Here is a 16,418-nt window from a genome sequence, read left to right on the forward strand (position 1 = left end):
TCACATCCTCGCCAGTGTCCTCCGGGCGATCTTGCCCGTCGGGGTGCGGGGCAGCTCGTCGACGAACGCGACGACGGCGGGCCGCTTGAACCGGGCGAGCCGGGCCGCGCAGTGCTCGGCGACCGTCTCCTCGGTGAGCTCGGCGCCCGCGACGGGCACGACGACCGCCTTGACCGCGGCGCCGGTCCGGTCGTCGGGCACCCCGACGACGGCGACCTCGGCCACCGCGTCCAGCTCGGCGACGACCTGTTCCACCTCGCGCGGGTAGACGTTGAAGCCGTTGACGATGACCAGGTCCGAGGACCGGTCGACGAGGTGCAGGTCGCCGTCGGCGTCGAGGTAGCCGACGTCGGCGGTGACGAACCAGCCGTCCTCACCGGGGCCGCCGCAGCCGTCGGGCCAGTAGCCGGAGAACAGGTTGGGGCCGCGCAGCGCGATCAGGCCGGTGTCGTCGGCGGGGTCGGAGTCGTCGTCGTAGTCGAGGTCGTCGAGCGGGTCCTCGCCGCGCGGGGCCGGCTCCGGGTCGCGCCGCGGCAGCGGCTGCCCCGCGGGGTCGACCAGACGCAGCTCCACCCCGGGCAGCGGCCGGCCGACCGAGCCCGGCTTGGCCGGGCGGCCCAGGTCGTTGCTGGTGACGACGGGCCCGCCCTCGGTGAGGCCGTAGCCCTCGTGCAGGTCCAGCCCGCTCGCCGCGCGGAAGTCCGTGAGCCAGCTCGCGGGCAGCGGGGCGCCGCCGGAGGTGCACAGCCGCACCCCCGCCATCGCGGCGCGCAGCCGCTCGGGCCCGAGGTCGAGCAGCATCCGGAACATCGACGGCACCCCGGCCACGACGCTGACCCGCTCCTGCACGACCGCCTCGGCCAGCCGGTCCGGGGAGAACCGGCCGGGCAGCACGACGGTCGCGCCGGTCCAGCAGACCTGCAGCAACCCGGCGGCGAGCCCGTAGACGTGGAACAGCGGCAGCGCCAGCAGGACCCGGTCGACCGCGTTGACCGGTGCCGGGCGGAGCTCCCCCGCCTGCTCGCGGTTGGCCAGCAGCGCGCGGTGCGACAGCCGCACCCCGCGCGGACGCCCGGTGGTGCCGGAGGTGAACACGACCAGCGCGATCCGCTCGGGGTCGGCGGGGGCCCGGTCGACCGGGGCGTCCGGGACCGGGGCGGCCAGGTCCGGCGGGCCCAGCAGCGTCGCGCCGACGCCCTCGGCGCAGCCGGCCGCGACGGCGTCGTCGGGGCGGGTGACGACCGCGACCGGCCGGGCCTGGTCGAGCACGACCTCCAGCTCGCGGGTCACCGCGCCTGCGCCGAACGGTACGACGACCGCGTCGGCCCGCAGCGCTCCGAACAACGCCACGCAGTAGTCGGCCCCGTCGGGCAGGCCGATCGCGACCCGGTCGCCGTGGCGGACGCCCGCCGCACGCAGCCGGGCGGCCTCGGCGGAGACCGCCGCGTCGAACGCCGACCAGGTCAGGGTGAGCGGTGCCGCGCCGGACAGGTCGCGGACGGCGTCGTGCCCGGGGCGCTCGGAGGCGTTGCGCGCCACCAGGTCGGCGAGGTGGGTGGGCCGCTCGGGACGGTGGCCCGGCGCGGGGTCGGAACTCGGCACGGCGGTCTCCATCCTCGGACCCCGCCGGGGCGGGGTCGGCTCGTCGGCACGCGTCACGGCCAGTGTTCCAAACCCGGCCGGGACCGTCGCGCCCCGAGGGACCGCTCACCGCTGTGTACGCCACGTGTCGATTCGGACACGCTTCGCGCACGGTTCGTCCACCGCGCGTATCGGGCCGCTCGCCGGAACGGCACGCGACGAGAGGCGGCGAGTGCGCTGCGCCACTCGACAGACGTCTATGCTCCGCCGCTACATGTAGTTCAACGCGTGAACCGCCGGTTCGTCGCGCGACTCACCCGAGGGAGTGGCATGCAGCTCGACGCCAGCGCGCCACGGTGCACACCGTGCCGCGCCGCGCGGGACGCGCCGGCGGTCCCCGCCCGCCGGGTCGCCCGCCGAGCCGTACCCCGTCCGACCCCCCGGGATCCATGACCCGGCCGACGCGACCGCACCGGCTGCTCCGACAGCAGCGCTCCGAGACCATCCCCGAGACCGTCCGTCCGCCCCGGGCCCCCGAACCCGGCGAGGACAGACCCGACACCGTCCGCCCCCAGCCGGACGGGGAGGTGTCCGTGACTTCAGCGACCTCTGCGCCGTCCCAGCCGACGGGGCCGATCGCGTCCGCTCCCCTGGTCGACGCTCCCCCCACGTACCCCGCAGGCCCTGCGCTACACCGCCCGGACGGCCGGACCACCCGGTCGGGTCCGCCGGGCCGTACCGAGCAGGACATGCCGATGCCACGACGGGCACCGCAGATCTCGCAGGAGCTGCAGCGACCGGAGGCCGACCCGGCCGACGAGGCCGCCCGCGCCGTCGAGGACGCGAACAGCTCCTGGGCACTGGTCGAGGCCTGCCAGGCCGGCGACGTGGCCGCGTTCGGCGAGCTCTACGAGCGCTACCACGACGTCGTCTACCGGTACGTGCTGTTCCGGATGGGCGACCGGTCCTTCGCCGAGGACGTGACCCAGGAGACCTTCGTCCGGGCCCTGCGCCGGATCTCCTCGGTCAGCTACCAGGGCCGCGACATCGGGGCCTGGTTCGTCACCATCGCCCGGAACCTGATCTTCGACTACGTCAAGTCCAGCCGCTTCCGGCTGGAGCAGACGACCTCGGAGATCGTCGAGCTGTCGCCCAGCACCGGTGGCCCCGAGCAGCAGGTGCTCGACATGGCCACCAACGACGAGCTGCTGGCCTCGATCGCCAAGCTCAACTCCGACCAGCGCGAATGCATCCAGTACCGGTTCCTCAAGGGCCTCTCGGTCGCCGAGACCGCCGAGCTGATGGACCGCAACGAGGGTGCGGTCAAGGCGCTGCAGCACCGCGCGGTGCGTCGCCTCGCACAGCTCCTCCCGGACGGCCTGCGGTGAGCGGGTCTCCCGCCGGAACAGCCGGAACGCGAGAGGGTGTGTCGATCACTGCGCCGAACGCACTACTCGATGCGGTGAACGGTTGGAAGGCCGTAACCTCGTCCGCAGTCGGTCGTTGTACCGACCGGCGCGCACTGACGGCGCCACACGCGCCGACGAGCAGCGCGAGACTGCAGTGAGGACGGACGGCATGCCCAGGGCATGGGACGACGGGTATCCCGGCGACGACGGTTTCGACCGCGCGCCGGCGGGTGCCCCTGCATCGGAGGAGCTGGCGCACGAGATCGCGCTGGCCGCCGCGCTGGACCGTTCGCGGCGTGACCTCTCGCCCGATCCGCACGCCTCGGCCCGGATGCGGGCACGGCTGTTCGAGGTGCTGGCCCAGGAGGGCGTCGGGCAGCAGTCCGTCGGGCCCTCGTTCGGCGGCCGGTTCGACCGCGTCGACCCGGCCGACCTCACCGCGCCGATCGGCCCGCCGATCGCCGACGACCTCGACTGGGACGCGGTGTCCAACCGCCGCGCCGCCGGCGAGCACGCCCCGGCCGCGGACGACCCGACCGGTCGCGGCGGCCGTCCGCGGCGTGGCCGCCACGTGCTGCCGTCGGACCACCCGGACCACCCCGAGCAGGTGAGTGCCCCGGCCGGACCGGCCCGCGACGCCGAGGCGGGGCCCGGCCGCGACGACTCCGCCCGTCCGGCGTCGTCCGGCGCCCGGATGCTGGACCGCCGTCGCCCGAGCGTGCGCAAGCGCTTCGGCGTCGTCGTCGGCGGGTTCGCCGCGCTCGCGGTGATCGCCGGTGTGACCTCGACCGTCAGCCGCGACGCCCTGCCCGGCGACGCGATGTACGGCATGAAGCGCGCCAGCGAGAGCGTCGGCGGGGTGTTCACCGTCGGCCAGCAGGCCGAGGCCGCCCGCCAGCTCGACCTGGCTCGCTCCCGGGTCGACGAGCTGGAGAGCCTGGTCGCGCGGTCCACGCCGCCGTCGCCGGACGCGGTGGCGTCCGCGATGGGCGACTTCGACCGGGCCACCAGCACCGGCAGCAGGCTGATGCTGGCCGGCGCGGGCACCGACGGCGCGGACACCTCGCGTCTGGCCGAGCTGCGGACCTGGGCGGCCGCCCAGTCCGGGCGCATCACCCGTCTGCAGTCCGACCTGCCCGCCGAGAGCCGCGGGGAGACCTCGGAGGCCATCCGCCTGCTGGACCGGGTGCTGACCCGGGCCGAGGCGCTGCGGGCCGGCACCGGCTGCGCCGCGGACAGCGGCGGCACGGTCGACGACCTCGGCCCGGTGCCCGGCGAGTGCCGCACCGCGGGTGGGCCCTCCGCGGCCCAGGCCGTCGAGCAGTCCGCACCGGTGACGCCGTCGGAGTCCGCGACCGGCACGCCGTCGCCGACCTCCGGTCCGGCCACCTCGACCTCCCAGACCCCGACCACCTCGGGGTCCTCGCAGGACGGCGGTGGGCTGCCGCTGCTGGACGGCGGTGGCTCGGCCACCTCCGAGAGCGGGTCGAGCAGCTCGTCGGAGCCGTCGGCGGAGCAGAACCGCCTGCTGCCGCCGATCACGATCCCGCCGCTGCTGCCGGGCCTCGGCCCGGTCACCCTCGGCTGATCCAGCCCGGAGACCACGGGGACGGGCCCGGCGCCCGGTACGTCGACACGTGTCACGTACCGGAGGCCGGGCCCGCTCCCGCGTTCCGGCAGTAGGCTGGGGCCGCGCCCCGATCCCCTCGGGACGCGAGACGCCGTCGCACCAGGAAGGCCGCCGTGGTGAGTGATCCCGGGTCCGTCCCCCCTCTCGACCAGAGCGGGACCCGCGAGTCTCACCCGCCCATCGACACCGGGCTCTCCGAGGAGCCGGGGGTGCTGGAGCGGGCGACCGCGCTCGACTCCGCGCAGCGGGCGGGGCAGGCCTCCGCCGCTGCGGCCGTCGCCGCCGAGGCCGACGACCACCCCGACGGCCCGGAGGGCGGGGACGGCGCCCCGCCGGACCTCACCGCCGCCGCGTTCTTCGACTGCGACAACACGATGATGGTCGGCGCGTCGATCTTCCACTTCGCCCGTGGGCTGGCCGCGCGCAAGTTCTTCACCACCTCCGACCTGGCCGGGTTCGCCTGGCAGCAGATCAAGTTCCGGGTCGGCGGCCGGGAGGACAAGGGCGGCATCGCGGGGCACCGCGACACCGCGCTGTCGTTCGTCGCGGGCCGTCCGGTCGACGAGGTCGTCGCGCTCGGCGAGGAGATCTACGACGAGCTGATGTCGGACCGGATCTGGGCCGGGACCCGGGCGCTGGCCCAGATGCACCTCGATGCCGGCCAGCGGGTGTGGCTGGTCACCGCGACGCCGATCGAGCTGGCCCGCATCATCGCGCGGCGGCTCGGGCTGACCGGGGCGCTGGGCACTGTCGCGGAGTCCGTCGACGGGCTCTACACCGGGCGGCTGGTCGGCGAGATCCTGCACGGTCCGGCGAAGGCGCACGCGGTCCGCGCGCTGGCCGCGTCGGAGGGTCTGGACCTGCGTCGCTGCACCGCGTACTCGGACTCGGTGAACGACGTCCCGATGCTGTCGGCGGTCGGGACCGCGGTCGCGGTGAACCCGGACTCGGAGCTGCGCGACGTCGCGAAGGCCCGCAACTGGCAGATCCGCGACTTCCGGACCGGCCGCAAGGCCGCCAGGATCGGGGTGCCCTCGGTGCTCGGTGCGGGCGCCGTCGCCGGTGCGGTCGCGGCCGGGATGGCCTACCGCAAGCGCTGACCCGCCCGGCCGCTCAGGGTGGCGGGGCCCCGCGATAGCGCTCGGCGTAGCGGCGGGCGGCCTCGGCCCGCTCGTCGGCGGTGGCCTCCAGCCGCGTCGCGCGGGCGGTGCCCGCGGGGTAGCCGGCCTTCACCACCCGGTGCTCGACGGACTCCTCCATCACGAACAGCGCGTACTGCAGCGACACCAGCCAGCCGAGCAGCAGGGCGCTGAGCCGCAGCCACAGCGGGCCGGGGATCACCAGGGCCAGCGGCACCGACAGCAGCGTCAGCACCGCCGCGGTGCGCGCGAAGTGGCGCAGGTGCCAGGTCCGGCAGGTCGTGTCGTGCAGCACCCACTCGCGGTACCGCGCGGGCAGCCGCCCGCCGGCGGCGTACCACAGCCACCGCAGCGGGTCCGGCCGTCGGATCATCCCAGGAACACGTTGCGGCGCTGGGACAGCAGCCGGTACAGCGTGTGCTGGATCGTCTCCCGGACCTGGTCGGTCAGGTTGAACACGAGCATCGGGTCGTCGGCGTCGGACGGCGCGTGGTCGTCGGTGCGGATCGGCTCGCCGAACTCGATGTACCACTTCGACGGCAGCGGGATCAGCCCCGCCGGGCCGAGCAGCGGGAAGGTCGGCGTGACCGGGAAGTACGGCGCGCCGAACAGCCGGGCCAGCGGCGCCAGGTCACCGATCTTGGGGTAGATCTCCTCGGCGCCGACGATCGAGCACGGGATGATCGGGACCCCGGTCCGCAACGCGGCGGAGACGAACCCGCCGCGGCCGAACCGCTGCAGCTTGTAGCGGTCCCGGAACGGCTTGCCGATGCCCTTGAACCCCTCGGGGAACACCCCGACGAGCTCGCCGGAGGTCATGAGCCGCTCGGCGTCGGGGTTGCAGGCCAGCGTCGCGCCGGCCTTGCGGGCCAGCGAGCCGGACACCGGCATGGTGAACATGAGGTCGGCGCCGAGCAGCCGCAGGTGCCGGTGCGACGGGTGGTCGTCGTGCACCGCGACGGTGGTCATGACCGCGTCGAGCGGCAGCGTCCCGGAGTGGTTGGCGACGATCAGCGCGCCACCGGTCTCGGGGATGTGGTGGGTGCCGATGGTCTCGACCCGGAACCAGCGCTTGTAGAGCGGGCGCAGGGCGGGCAGCACCATCGCGTCGGTGAGCTCGCGGTCGAAGCCGAACTCGTCGATCGGGTAGTCGCCCGCGAGCCTGCGGCGCAGGAACTCCAGGACCTGCTCCAGCGCGGCCTCCCAGGCCGGGCCCTCGGTCTCCTCGGGCTCGGCCGCGGAGGGGACCGGCGCGGGTCGTGACGGCTCCTCCGCCCGCGCAGGCCGGGCAGGCCCCCGGTTGCCCCGGATCGGGATCACCCGCGCCTCGGCCATGCCGTCGCCCTTCCTCGTGCCACCGCGGCCGCCCGGCCGTCCCTGCTCGTGTGCCCGCATGCCGCCGTCCCGGCCCGTCACCGCAGCGCCCGGGCCAGGCCGAGCACGCCCCGTTCGATGGAGGCGATCCGCTCCGGGCCGAGGACCGGCGCCAGCGCCTTGCCGCGCACGAAGTCGTCGAACGCCTGGGTGGTGGTCCACCGTGGTTCGAAGCCGAAGTCGTTGATCAGCCGGGTGAGGTCCACGACCCGGCCGAAGTTGAGGAAGCGCATCTGCTCCGGGGAGAAGTCCACGACGCGCGCGCCCCGCAGCACCCGGCTGACCGGCCCGACCGCACCGCTCGGCACCGGGACGGCGATCTTGCCGGCACGGCGGATGGCCTGGGACAGCATCAGCACCCCGTGCGCGGCGACGTTGAACACGCCCGGCAGCTCGTGGGTGGCGGCACGCTCCAGCACGGCGAGGCCGTCCTCCTCGTGCAGCAGCTGGATCCGCGCGTCGTAGCCCAGCACGGTGGGGACGACCGGCAGCGCGAAGTAGCGCGACAGCACGGTGTCCATCCGCGGGCCGATGAAGTTGGCGAACCGCAGGACCGTGGTGGTGACGTCCGGGCGGCGACGGCTGAACCCGCGCAGGTAGCCCTCGATCTCGGCGGCGTCCTTGGCGTAGCCGCCCGACGGCAGGTCCTTGGCCCCGATGGCCTCGTCGAACACGGCGGGGTCGCGCGGGCTGGAGCCGTACACCGCGGTCGTCGACTTGAGCACGACGCGGCGGACGCTCGGCGCCTTCTGGCACGCGGCGAGGAGCTGCATCGTGCCGATGACGTTCATCTCCTTCATCGTCGCGCGGCCGCCCGACGATGCGGGGCTGGCCGAGAGCGACGCGTGCACGACCGTGTCGACGCCTCCGGAGGAGATGACCTTCGCGATGAGCGGGTTGCGGATGTCGGCGCGCACGAACTCGGCGCGGCCCATCCGCTTCAGCAGGTCCCGGGGCGGCGGGACGGTGTCCACACCGAGCACCCGGTCGATGGACGGGTCGGCCGCCAGCCGGGCCGCGAGGTGCCCGCCGAGGAAGCCGCTGACCCCGGTGACCAGCACGACGTTCGGGGTCGGCCGGTCCATGGGCGCTCCGTTCACCGGGGGCTGACGCGAGATCGTCCGATCGTAGACCCGCCCCGTCACACCGGGCAGGTACGCGGACACGTGAGGTGCGCGACGCGTCCGACCGGGGTACGGACCGCCACAACGACACCGGCCGCGCACCCGCCGGAGGGCGGGCACGCGGCCGGTGCGCGAGTCACTTGCCGAGCTTGCGGCGCTGCACCCGGGTCTTGCGCAGCAGCTTGCGGTGCTTCTTCTTCGACATCCGCTTGCGGCGCTTCTTGATGACCGAGCCCATGTGGGTGCTCCTCCTGTGTCGACGCAGATCGTCAGCGACCGCTCCACCGGGTGACCTCGGAGTGGGCCGCCCGCACGATCCGTGCACGTGGACACGAGGCGCGGGCCGGGCGACGCCCGCCGGAGCGGGCGACGACGCGATGCGACCGGTGGGGGTCGGCAGCCGGTTCACCAGTCTACCCGGGCGTACCGGCCGTCACCCCACGGGGGATCAGCCCGCGTCGAAGTAGGCGTTGCGCAGGTAGTCCTCCACCGCGCGCTGCGGCACACGGAACGAGCGACCGACCCGCGCAGCGGGCAGCTCGCCCGAGTGGACGAGCCGGTACACGGTCATCTTGGAGACGCGCATCATCGACGCGACCTCGGCCACCGTCAGGAACTGGACCTGGGACGACCGCAGGGGCTCGGGTCGTTCCGCCGCCATGGGGCACCGCCTTCCTCCCCCGAGAGGGGTTCCCCGGTTCGCCCGGTGGTGGGGGATGCAGGTGCAGTCTACCGGGGCGGATGTGACGATCGGTCCGCCAGAGGGGGGGCTCGATCGTGCTACGGCACGGCGCGTCCGAGTGACTTTGCGTCATACGATGCGCTGAACGAGGTACCGCTGGTCCGGTCAGCCGCGACCGAGCGCCACCGAGCGGTCGTACGCTGCGGTGACCGCGTCGGCCAGTGCCGTGCGCAGCCCGTGCCGCTCCAGCTCGCGCAGGGCGGCGGCCGTGGTCCCGGCGGGCGAGGTGACGTTCTCCCGCAGCACCGCGGGGTGCTCGCCGGTCTCGCGCAGCATCCGCGCGGCGCCGAGCGCGGTCTGCACGGTCAGCTCGGTCGCGTCCGGGCGGGTCAGGCCCAGCCGGACCCCGGCCTCGATCATCGCCTCGGCGACGAGGAAGAAGTACGCGGGCCCGGAGCCGGACAGGGCGGTCGCGGCGTCCTGCTTCGCCTCGTCCAGGCGCAGCACCGCGCCGACGGTGGACAGCAGCGTCTCGGTCTCGTCGAGGTGCGCGGGGGTCGCGTGCGCACCCGGGGAGATCGCGCACATCGCCGCGCCCAGCAGCATCGGGGTGTTCGGCATGACCCGCACGACCGGCGTGCCCTCGGGCAGGGCGCCCTCGAACAGCGAGGTCGGCAGGCCCGCGCACAGCGACACGACGAGCGCGCCAGGCTCCAGCACTCCGGCGACCTCGCCGAGCAGCGTGACGACGTCCTGCGGCTTGACGGCGACGACCACCGTCCCGGCCCCGCGCACCGCCTCGTCGACCGGGGCCGCGGTCACCCCCAGCGACGCGGTCAGCTCCTGCGCCCGGGCCGGGGACCGCTCGGCCACCACCAGGTCACCGGCGTACCGCCCGGCCGCCAGCAGCCCGCCGAGCAGCGCCTCGCCGATCCGTCCCCCACCCAGTACCGCGATCCTCGTCATGGGAGGAGCGTAGGAACCCCTCAGCCGGCCTGTGGGGCCAGGGCGAGCTGGCGGGCCTGGCAGACGGTGCGGCCGTGCGCGTCGACGACGGTGACGTCCTCGTCGAACTGCGCGCTCGACACCCCGCCACCGGCGGACGGGCTCGCCACGGCGCCGGAGCGGGACTCGACCCGCAGCCAGCCCGGAGCCGGGCGGGCCCGCAGCAGCGCGGTGAGCTGCACCGTCGGCGCCCAGCCGAGGGAGCCGCCGAGGTTGAACACCGTCGGGGGCAGGATGTCGCCGGACATCAGCGCGAACAGCACGTCGGGCTCCTCCCCGCGCGGGCGGACCCAGCCGGCCATCTCCGGCGGCCCGGTCTCGCCGCGCAGGAACGGCAGGGCACCGCGCGGGCAGCGCAGCTCGCAGGCGGCGGCGAGGCCGCGCGCGCCACCCTCGGCCGAGGCCGGGTCGAGCGCGTCCGGGTCCGGTTCGACGGCGAGCGCAGAGCCGTCGTCCAGGCGCGGGGCGTCGGTCGGGAGCACACCCGCGGTGACCGTGGAGTGCAGCATGAGCCGGCCCTGCTGGTGCAGGCGGACGGCGACCGTGGACACCGTCCGCCCGATCTTGAGCGGGTCGGTCGTGATCTCGACCGACCCCAGGTCGGGCGCGCGCAGGAAGTCCACGGCGACGGCGAGCGGGTCGGGTGCGGGGGCCTCGTCGGCCGCGAGGCGGGCCAGCCCGGACTTCGCCATGAGCACCATCAGCAGGCCGCCGAACGCCTTGTCCCCGATCGCCCAGGTCCCGTCGAGCCGGGCGCGGAACCGGCCGTCCCCGAGGTGCTCGATGTCGTGCGCGTCGGCGAACGGCCGGACCGTCGTACTGCTCATGCGAGCATGTTACCCACGGGTAGGAGCGATGGCGGACATCGTCGGCGTGAGGTGCAGCCGGGCGAACAGCAGCGACTCGGCGAGCAGCCCGGTGCGTTCCTGGCGGGTCCGGCAGCGCCGGGTCGACACCTCCAGCACGACGGTGCCGCCGTCCGCGGCGAACCGGGAGTCGGCCAGGCGCTCGCACACCTCGGCGCACGGCTGCGTCCCGCGGCCGGGGACCAGGTGTTCGTCGCGCGGGGCTCCGGAGCCGTCGGTGAGGTGCAGGTGGGTGAGCCGGTCGCCCATCCGCTCGGCGAGGTCGAGCGCGTCGACCCCGGCCGCGGCGGTGTGCGACAGGTCCAGGGTGTACGCACCGAACCCGATCTCCGTCGGGTCGTGGCCCAGCGCGTAGGGCACGGTGCTGATCGCGCCGCGGGTCACCGGGAACATGTTCTCCACCGGCAGCGTGACGTCGTGGACCTCGTGGGCGCGGGCGACCTCGTCGGCGAAGACCCCGGCGTAGCGGCGCTGCCAGCGGAACGGCGGGTGCACCACCACGGTGCGCGCGCCCAGCCGGGCGGCGACCTCGACGGTGCGCCGCAGCCGGTGCACCGGGTCGGCGCCCCAGACCCGCTGGGTGACGGCCAGACAGGGCGCGTGCACCGCGAGGATCGGCACCCCGTGTCGGTGGGCGAGACGCTCGACCGCTCGGGGGTCCTGGCTGACCGGGTCGGTCCAGATCATGAGCTCGACGCCGTCGTAGCCCAGCTCGGCGGCGATCTCGAACCCGGCGGCGACTCCCTCCGGGTAGACCGAGGCCGTGGACAGCGCGACGGGTGCCGACCCGGTCGGGTCGGCGACGGGCGGGCGCGACGGTGTCACGAAGCGTGGAGTCGTCGCGCCGTCGCTCATCGTTACCGGTCCAGCAACACCAGGATCGCCGGGGACACGGTCAGCAGCAGTCCGACGAGAACCGCGAACAACGTGGTCTTCAGGTCGTCCTGCCGCAACAGGGCCCGCACACCGAGGACGAGGCCCACGGTGATCAGGACCGACGCGGCGATGGCGACGAAGGCGAGCGAACTCCACAGGTAGCGGAACAGCACCCAGATCGCCGCACCGGCGACGGCGCCGCCGATCCACTGGGCGATGACGACCGCCCAGGCCTGGCCGGTCCCCGCCGCACCGGCCGGGGCGTCGTCGTCGAGGCCCGCGGGCGGCTGCGCACCGCTGTCGGTGACGGCGTCGCGGCGCCCGGAGCGGCGGCGCGGGGGCTCGTCGTCCTCGACCGCGCCGGCGGCGAGCTCGCCGTGGTCCTCGTAGTCGTCGTAGTTCTCGTAGTCGTCGTGGTCGGTGTAGTCGTCGTGGTCGGTGTAGTCGTCGTGGTCGCGGTCGTCCTGGGGGCGCTCGGGGGCCAGCACACCGGTGCGACCGCCGTCGGCGGAGCCGGGCCCGTCGTCGTACCCGGCGGGGCCGTGCCGGCCGTCGTAGCGGGGGTCGGCGTCGTAGCCCCGGTCGTCGTGGCCCTGGTCCCGGTCCTGATAGCCCTGCCGGACGTCGTAGCCCCGGTCGTCGTAGCCCCGGTCGTCGTAGCCCTGCCGGTCGTCGTAGCCCTGCCGGTCGTCGTAGTCGTCGGCGAACGGGTCGTAGGCGCCGGTGGGCGGGCCCGCGTCGGCCGGACGCGCACGTCCGGTGGGGCCGTCGTGCTCGTCCTCCAGCGGCGGGGCGCCGAACTGGGTGGGCGGGCCACCGTCGTCGTCGGCCGTGGGGGCCGGGCGGCGGGTGCCGAGCCGGCTGGTCGGGATCTCGTCGGCGACGCCGTCGGCCGTGCCGGGCGGGGGGCCGTACGGAGCGGACGGGCGCGGGGCGTCGCCGCGGGGTCCCCAGTCCTGGGTGGCGGGGCCGTCGTCGCGGCCGTAGGGGCGGCCGTTCGGCGGGCCCTGCGGCTCGGGGGCGAACGGACGGGCCTGCGTGGCCGGTCCGGGGCCCGCGGCCCACTGCCCGGGGGGTGGGCCCTGTGGCCTGCGGGGCGGGGCGCCGCCGAAGACCGCGGCCCCGTTCGGGCCGCTGCCGTTCGGAGTGCCACCGTGGGCGGCACCGCCGTTCGGCGCGTTGCCGTTCGGCACGAACGGCTCCGGCGCGCGCCCGGTCGAGCCCTCGGAGGGGTCGGGGCGGCGCGCGGGCGGGAACGAGGGGTGGTCGAGGGGCGGCGGACCGTCGCCGCCGCGCGGGGCGAACCCGCCCGCGCCCTCGGGCGGGCGGACACGGTCGGCGGCCGCCGGGCGTCGCGGCGGGGCCGCCACGTCGGTCCGCGCGGGTGCCGCGGACGACGGGGCGCCGGGGCCCTCGTCGTCCTCCGCGGCGCGACGACGGCGGCGTCGTCCGGGCTGCTGGCCGCCGTTGGCGGCCAGGAGCTCCGCGACCGTCCGCTGGCGAGGCTCTCCGCTGTCCACACTCATCACGACCACCGTGCCCTGTGCGTTGTCAAGGGTCCAAGCCCGTCCGGGGTTGTCTGCGCCGAGCGGTCGTCCCCGTTCGTCCCATCGAGCATGTCGAAGCGCCGGAGGATCACTCCCTCGCGCAACGCCCACGGACAGATCTCGAGTTCGGTCACGCCGAGGGCGTCCATCGCCGCCTGGGCGACGACCGCCCCGGCGACGAGCTGGTGCGCCCGGCTGGCGCTCACGCCGTCGAGCTCGGCGAGGTCGGGGCCCGACATCCGGGTGATGAACGCCGACAGCTGGCGCAGACCCTGCGCGGTCAGCGTGCGGCGGGCCCCCGGCCCGGCGCTGGACGGCGCGGCGCCGGCCAGCCGGGCCAGCGTCCGGAAGGTCTTGGAGGTGCCCACGGCCCGGTCCGGGCGGCCCGCGGCACGCAGCCGTCCGGCGATGGGGGCGATCTCGTCGCGGACCCGTTCGGTCAGCGCGGCGACCTCCGCCCGCGACGGCGGGTCGGAGGTGAACGCGTCGCGGGTCAGCCGCCCCGCGCCGAGCGGCACCGACGCGGCGACGTCGGGAGTCTCGTCCCGCCCGACGGCCAGCTCCAGCGAGCCGCCGCCGATGTCGAGCACGAGCAGCCGCCCGGCCGACCAGCCGCACCAGCGGCGGACGGCGAGGAAGGTCCAGCGGGCCTCGTCCTCGCCGGGCAGGACCTCCAGCGCCACCCCGGTCTCGCGCTGCACCCGGGCGAGCACCTCGGCGGAGTTCGTCGCGTCGCGCAGCGCGGAGGTGGCGAACGCCAGGAGGTCGTCGCAGCCGGCGGCCCGGGCGGTGTCCCGGGCCCGGTGCACGCTCTCCAGCAGCGCCTTCACCCCGTCGCGGCTCAGGGCGCCCTTGCGGTCGAGGTGCTCGGCCAGACGCAGCTGGTCCTTCTCCGACGACATGGGCTTCGGATGGGCACCCCGGTGGGCGTCCACCACCAGCAGATGGACGGTGTTGGACCCCACGTCGAGAACGGCCAGGCGCACCCGGTCAGGTTACCGAGCCGTTATCGACCGTCGGGCAACCCCTGGCTCACACGTCGAACTTGTAGCCGAGCCCGCGCACCGTGACCAGGTGCTTGGGCGCCGAGGGGTCGCCCTCGACCTTGGACCGCAGCCGCTTGACGTGCACGTCGAGGGTCTTGGTGTCGCCGACGTAGTCCGCGCCCCACACCCGGTCGATCAGCTGGGCCCGGGTGAGCACCCGCCCGACGTTGCGCAGCAGGTACTCCAGCAGGTCGAACTCCTTGAGCGGGAGCGCGACCTCGTCGCCGTTGACCGACACGACGTGCCGCTCGACGTCCATCCGCACCGGGCCGGCCTCCAGGACGCCGGTGCCGCCCTCGGCCTCGCCGCCGGCCTCGCCGCCGCGGCGCAGCACCGCGCGGACGCGGGCGATGAGCTCGCGCGCCGAGTAGGGCTTGGTGACGTAGTCGTCGGCGCCGAGCTCCAGCCCGACCACCTTGTCGATCTCGCTGTCCCTGGCGGTCACCATGATCACCGGCACGGCGGAGCGGGAGCGCAGCGCCTTGCAGACGTCGGTGCCGCTCATACCGGGCAGCATCAGGTCCAGCAGCACGATGTCGGCACCGTTGCGCTCGAACTCGCTCAGCGCGTCGTTGCCGTTGGCCGCGACGGCGGTGGTGAACCCCTCCTTGCGCAGCATGAACGCGAGCGGGTCGGCGAAGGACTCCTCGTCCTCGACGATCAGCACCCTGGTCATCTCATCCTCCGGTTCCGGCGGTCTGGGGGGAGCTGCCGACGGCAGCCTCACCGTGCGGGGCGCCGCCGATGCCCATCCGGGCGGGCAGGCGCATGGTGAAGGTCGATCCGGTGCCGGGGCGGCTCCACAGCCGCACCTCGCCACCGTGGTTGGCGCAGACGTGCTTGACGATCGCCAGGCCGAGCCCGGTGCCGCCGGTGGCCCGCGAGCGGGCGGGGTCGACCCGGAAGAAGCGCTCGAAGACCCGCTGCTGGTGCTCGGGGGCGATGCCGATGCCGCGGTCGGTCACGGCGATCTCGATCGAGCCGTCGACCGCGCGCCGGCTGACCGACACCGACGAGTCCGCCGCGGAGTAGGCGATCGCGTTCTCCAGCAGGTTCGTCAGCGCGGTGACCAGCAGCGTGCGGTCGCCGTCGACGACCAGCCCCGAGTTCTCGTCGGCGGTGATCTCGACGGCGTGCGACTCGGCGGAGTTGCGGCTGCGGGCCAGCGCCTCGGAGACGACCTCGTCGACGTCGACGGCGGCCAGCGCGGGCAGCCGTTCGGCACCGGTGAGCCGGGACAGCGCGATCAGCTCCGAGACCAGGTTGCCCATCCGGGTCGCCTCGCGCAGCAGCTTGTCGCCGAACCGGCGGACCTCGCCGACCGCGTCCGGGTCGGGCTCGCCGCCGTCGGCGCGCTCCAGGCCGTCGAGGCTGTCGAGCAGGGCCTCGGCCAGCAGCGCGACCGCGCCGACGGGGGTCTTGAGCTCGTGCGAGACGTTGGCGACGAAGTCGCGTCGGGTCGCCTCCAGCCGGGCCACCTCGGAGGTGTCGACAGCCTCGACGAGCGCGAAGCCGTCGCCGAGGGAGCGGATCCGGGCCTGCACCGCGACCGGGCCGCGGGGCGTGCGGTCCAGCGGCGAGAGGTCGACGGTGTAGTCGCCGGAGGCGAGCAGCCGGTCCCCGCCCTGCACCCGTCGGCAGGCGGCGAGCGCGCGCGGGTCGAGCCGCTCGCCGGTGACGGCGCCGAGCGCGGCGGCCCGCCGGTTGTGCAGGAGCACCTCACCCCCGGCCCCGACGACGGCGAGCCCGGAGCTCGACTGCCGGAACGTGCGGTGCAGCAGCTCGCCGAGGGTCGGGCCGTCGACGGCAACGGGGTCCGCCGGAGGGCGGCCGGTGCCGGGGCTGGTCCGGCCGTGCGACGACCGTCGCGCCAGTGCCACCCCGGCGGCGAGACCGAGGAGCAGGGCGAGGGCCGAGATCAGCCACGCGAGCGTGGTCACGGGTGCATGGTAGGCAGCCGGGGGTACCCCCTGACCAGCGCCGGACACCGGATGGTGACGCCCGCGACCCCTTCGCGCGACACTGTTCGGTCCCCGTTCACCGTGGGTTCAGCGAACCCCGCCCCGACACCCCCAGGGTCACCTTGGAGGCTGAGAGCGCCACGAGGGTGACCCTGGGAGCACGACGGGATAGGCGCGG

At 75.0% G+C, this 16,418-nt stretch carries 16 protein-coding genes; 3 read left to right on the plus strand and 13 right to left on the minus strand.

The window, feature by feature from the left end; all coding sequences use genetic code 11:
- On the minus strand, positions 1-1,602 hold the full coding sequence (locus Ae331Ps2_RS07015; protein ID WP_337819450.1) for an AMP-binding protein: 1,602 nt from the start codon (positions 1,600-1,602) through the stop codon (positions 1-3).
- Between the two features lie 728 nt (positions 1,603-2,330).
- On the opposite strand from Ae331Ps2_RS07015, the gene Ae331Ps2_RS07020 reads away from it, so the two are divergent.
- The 3 genes from Ae331Ps2_RS07020 (at position 2,331) to Ae331Ps2_RS07030 (ending at position 5,720) form a co-directional block, all read left to right on the plus strand.
- Complete coding sequence (locus tag Ae331Ps2_RS07020; protein ID WP_043280249.1) at positions 2,331-2,969, plus strand: sigma-70 family RNA polymerase sigma factor; 639 nt, start codon at positions 2,331-2,333, stop codon at positions 2,967-2,969.
- A 190-nt stretch (positions 2,970-3,159) separates the two neighbouring features.
- Positions 3,160-4,578: a DUF5667 domain-containing protein gene (locus Ae331Ps2_RS07025; protein ID WP_075329705.1), complete on the plus strand. Its 1,419-nt coding sequence runs from the start codon at positions 3,160-3,162 to the stop codon at positions 4,576-4,578.
- Between the two features lie 221 nt (positions 4,579-4,799).
- Positions 4,800-5,720: an HAD family phosphatase gene (locus tag Ae331Ps2_RS07030; RefSeq protein WP_139319081.1), complete on the plus strand. Its 921-nt coding sequence runs from the start codon at positions 4,800-4,802 to the stop codon at positions 5,718-5,720.
- 13 nt (positions 5,721-5,733) lie between these two features.
- Here Ae331Ps2_RS07030 and Ae331Ps2_RS07035 read toward each other — a convergent pair whose 3' ends face one another.
- The 12 genes from Ae331Ps2_RS07035 to Ae331Ps2_RS07090 all read right to left on the minus strand — a co-directional run bounded on the left by Ae331Ps2_RS07035 (position 5,734) and on the right by Ae331Ps2_RS07090 (position 16,219).
- Entirely contained in the window at positions 5,734-6,132 is a 399-nt protein-coding gene (locus Ae331Ps2_RS07035) for a DUF5313 family protein (RefSeq protein ID WP_075309976.1), read from the minus strand.
- A complete protein-coding gene (locus Ae331Ps2_RS07040) occupies positions 6,129-7,094 on the minus strand; it encodes a lysophospholipid acyltransferase family protein (protein WP_020625774.1) in 966 nt (321 codons plus the stop codon). Before Ae331Ps2_RS07040 ends, Ae331Ps2_RS07035 begins: the two co-directional genes overlap by 4 nt.
- A gap of 77 nt (positions 7,095-7,171) precedes the next feature.
- On the minus strand, positions 7,172-8,218 hold the full coding sequence (locus Ae331Ps2_RS07045) for an NAD-dependent epimerase/dehydratase family protein (protein WP_060710443.1): 1,047 nt from the start codon (positions 8,216-8,218) through the stop codon (positions 7,172-7,174).
- A gap of 175 nt (positions 8,219-8,393) precedes the next feature.
- Positions 8,394-8,495, minus strand: a complete 102-nt coding sequence (locus Ae331Ps2_RS07050) for a 30S ribosomal protein bS22 (RefSeq protein WP_010241351.1) — start codon at positions 8,493-8,495, stop codon at positions 8,394-8,396.
- A 210-nt stretch (positions 8,496-8,705) separates the two neighbouring features.
- A complete protein-coding gene (locus tag Ae331Ps2_RS07055) occupies positions 8,706-8,918 on the minus strand; it encodes a helix-turn-helix domain-containing protein (protein ID WP_020625776.1) in 213 nt (70 codons plus the stop codon).
- Between the two features lie 186 nt (positions 8,919-9,104).
- Positions 9,105-9,905: a pyrroline-5-carboxylate reductase gene (gene proC, locus Ae331Ps2_RS07060; protein ID WP_075309974.1), complete on the minus strand. Its 801-nt coding sequence runs from the start codon at positions 9,903-9,905 to the stop codon at positions 9,105-9,107.
- A gap of 20 nt (positions 9,906-9,925) precedes the next feature.
- Entirely contained in the window at positions 9,926-10,771 is an 846-nt protein-coding gene (locus tag Ae331Ps2_RS07065; protein WP_075309972.1) for a thioesterase family protein, read from the minus strand.
- A 9-nt stretch (positions 10,772-10,780) separates the two neighbouring features.
- A complete protein-coding gene (locus Ae331Ps2_RS07070) occupies positions 10,781-11,665 on the minus strand; it encodes a sugar phosphate isomerase/epimerase (protein ID WP_139318914.1) in 885 nt (294 codons plus the stop codon).
- A gap of 2 nt (positions 11,666-11,667) precedes the next feature.
- Positions 11,668-13,212, minus strand: coding sequence for a hypothetical protein (locus Ae331Ps2_RS07075; protein WP_139318913.1), 1,545 nt, complete (start codon positions 13,210-13,212; stop codon positions 11,668-11,670).
- Positions 13,212-14,219, minus strand: coding sequence for a Ppx/GppA phosphatase family protein (locus Ae331Ps2_RS07080; protein ID WP_075309968.1), 1,008 nt, complete (start codon positions 14,217-14,219; stop codon positions 13,212-13,214). The genes Ae331Ps2_RS07075 and Ae331Ps2_RS07080 overlap by 1 nt, the downstream gene beginning before the upstream one ends.
- Positions 14,220-14,265: 46 nt before the next feature.
- The gene (locus Ae331Ps2_RS07085; protein ID WP_075309966.1) at positions 14,266-14,955 is read right to left on the minus strand and encodes a response regulator transcription factor; all 690 of its coding nucleotides are present in this window, start codon (positions 14,953-14,955) and stop codon (positions 14,266-14,268) included.
- 1 nt (position 14,956) lies between these two features.
- Complete coding sequence (locus tag Ae331Ps2_RS07090; RefSeq protein WP_060710437.1) at positions 14,957-16,219, minus strand: cell wall metabolism sensor histidine kinase WalK; 1,263 nt, start codon at positions 16,217-16,219, stop codon at positions 14,957-14,959.
- Positions 16,220-16,418 lie beyond the last annotated feature (199 nt).

The sequence above is a fragment of the Pseudonocardia sp. Ae331_Ps2 genome, assembly GCF_001932405.1.
Lineage (GTDB): Bacteria > Actinomycetota > Actinomycetes > Mycobacteriales > Pseudonocardiaceae > Pseudonocardia.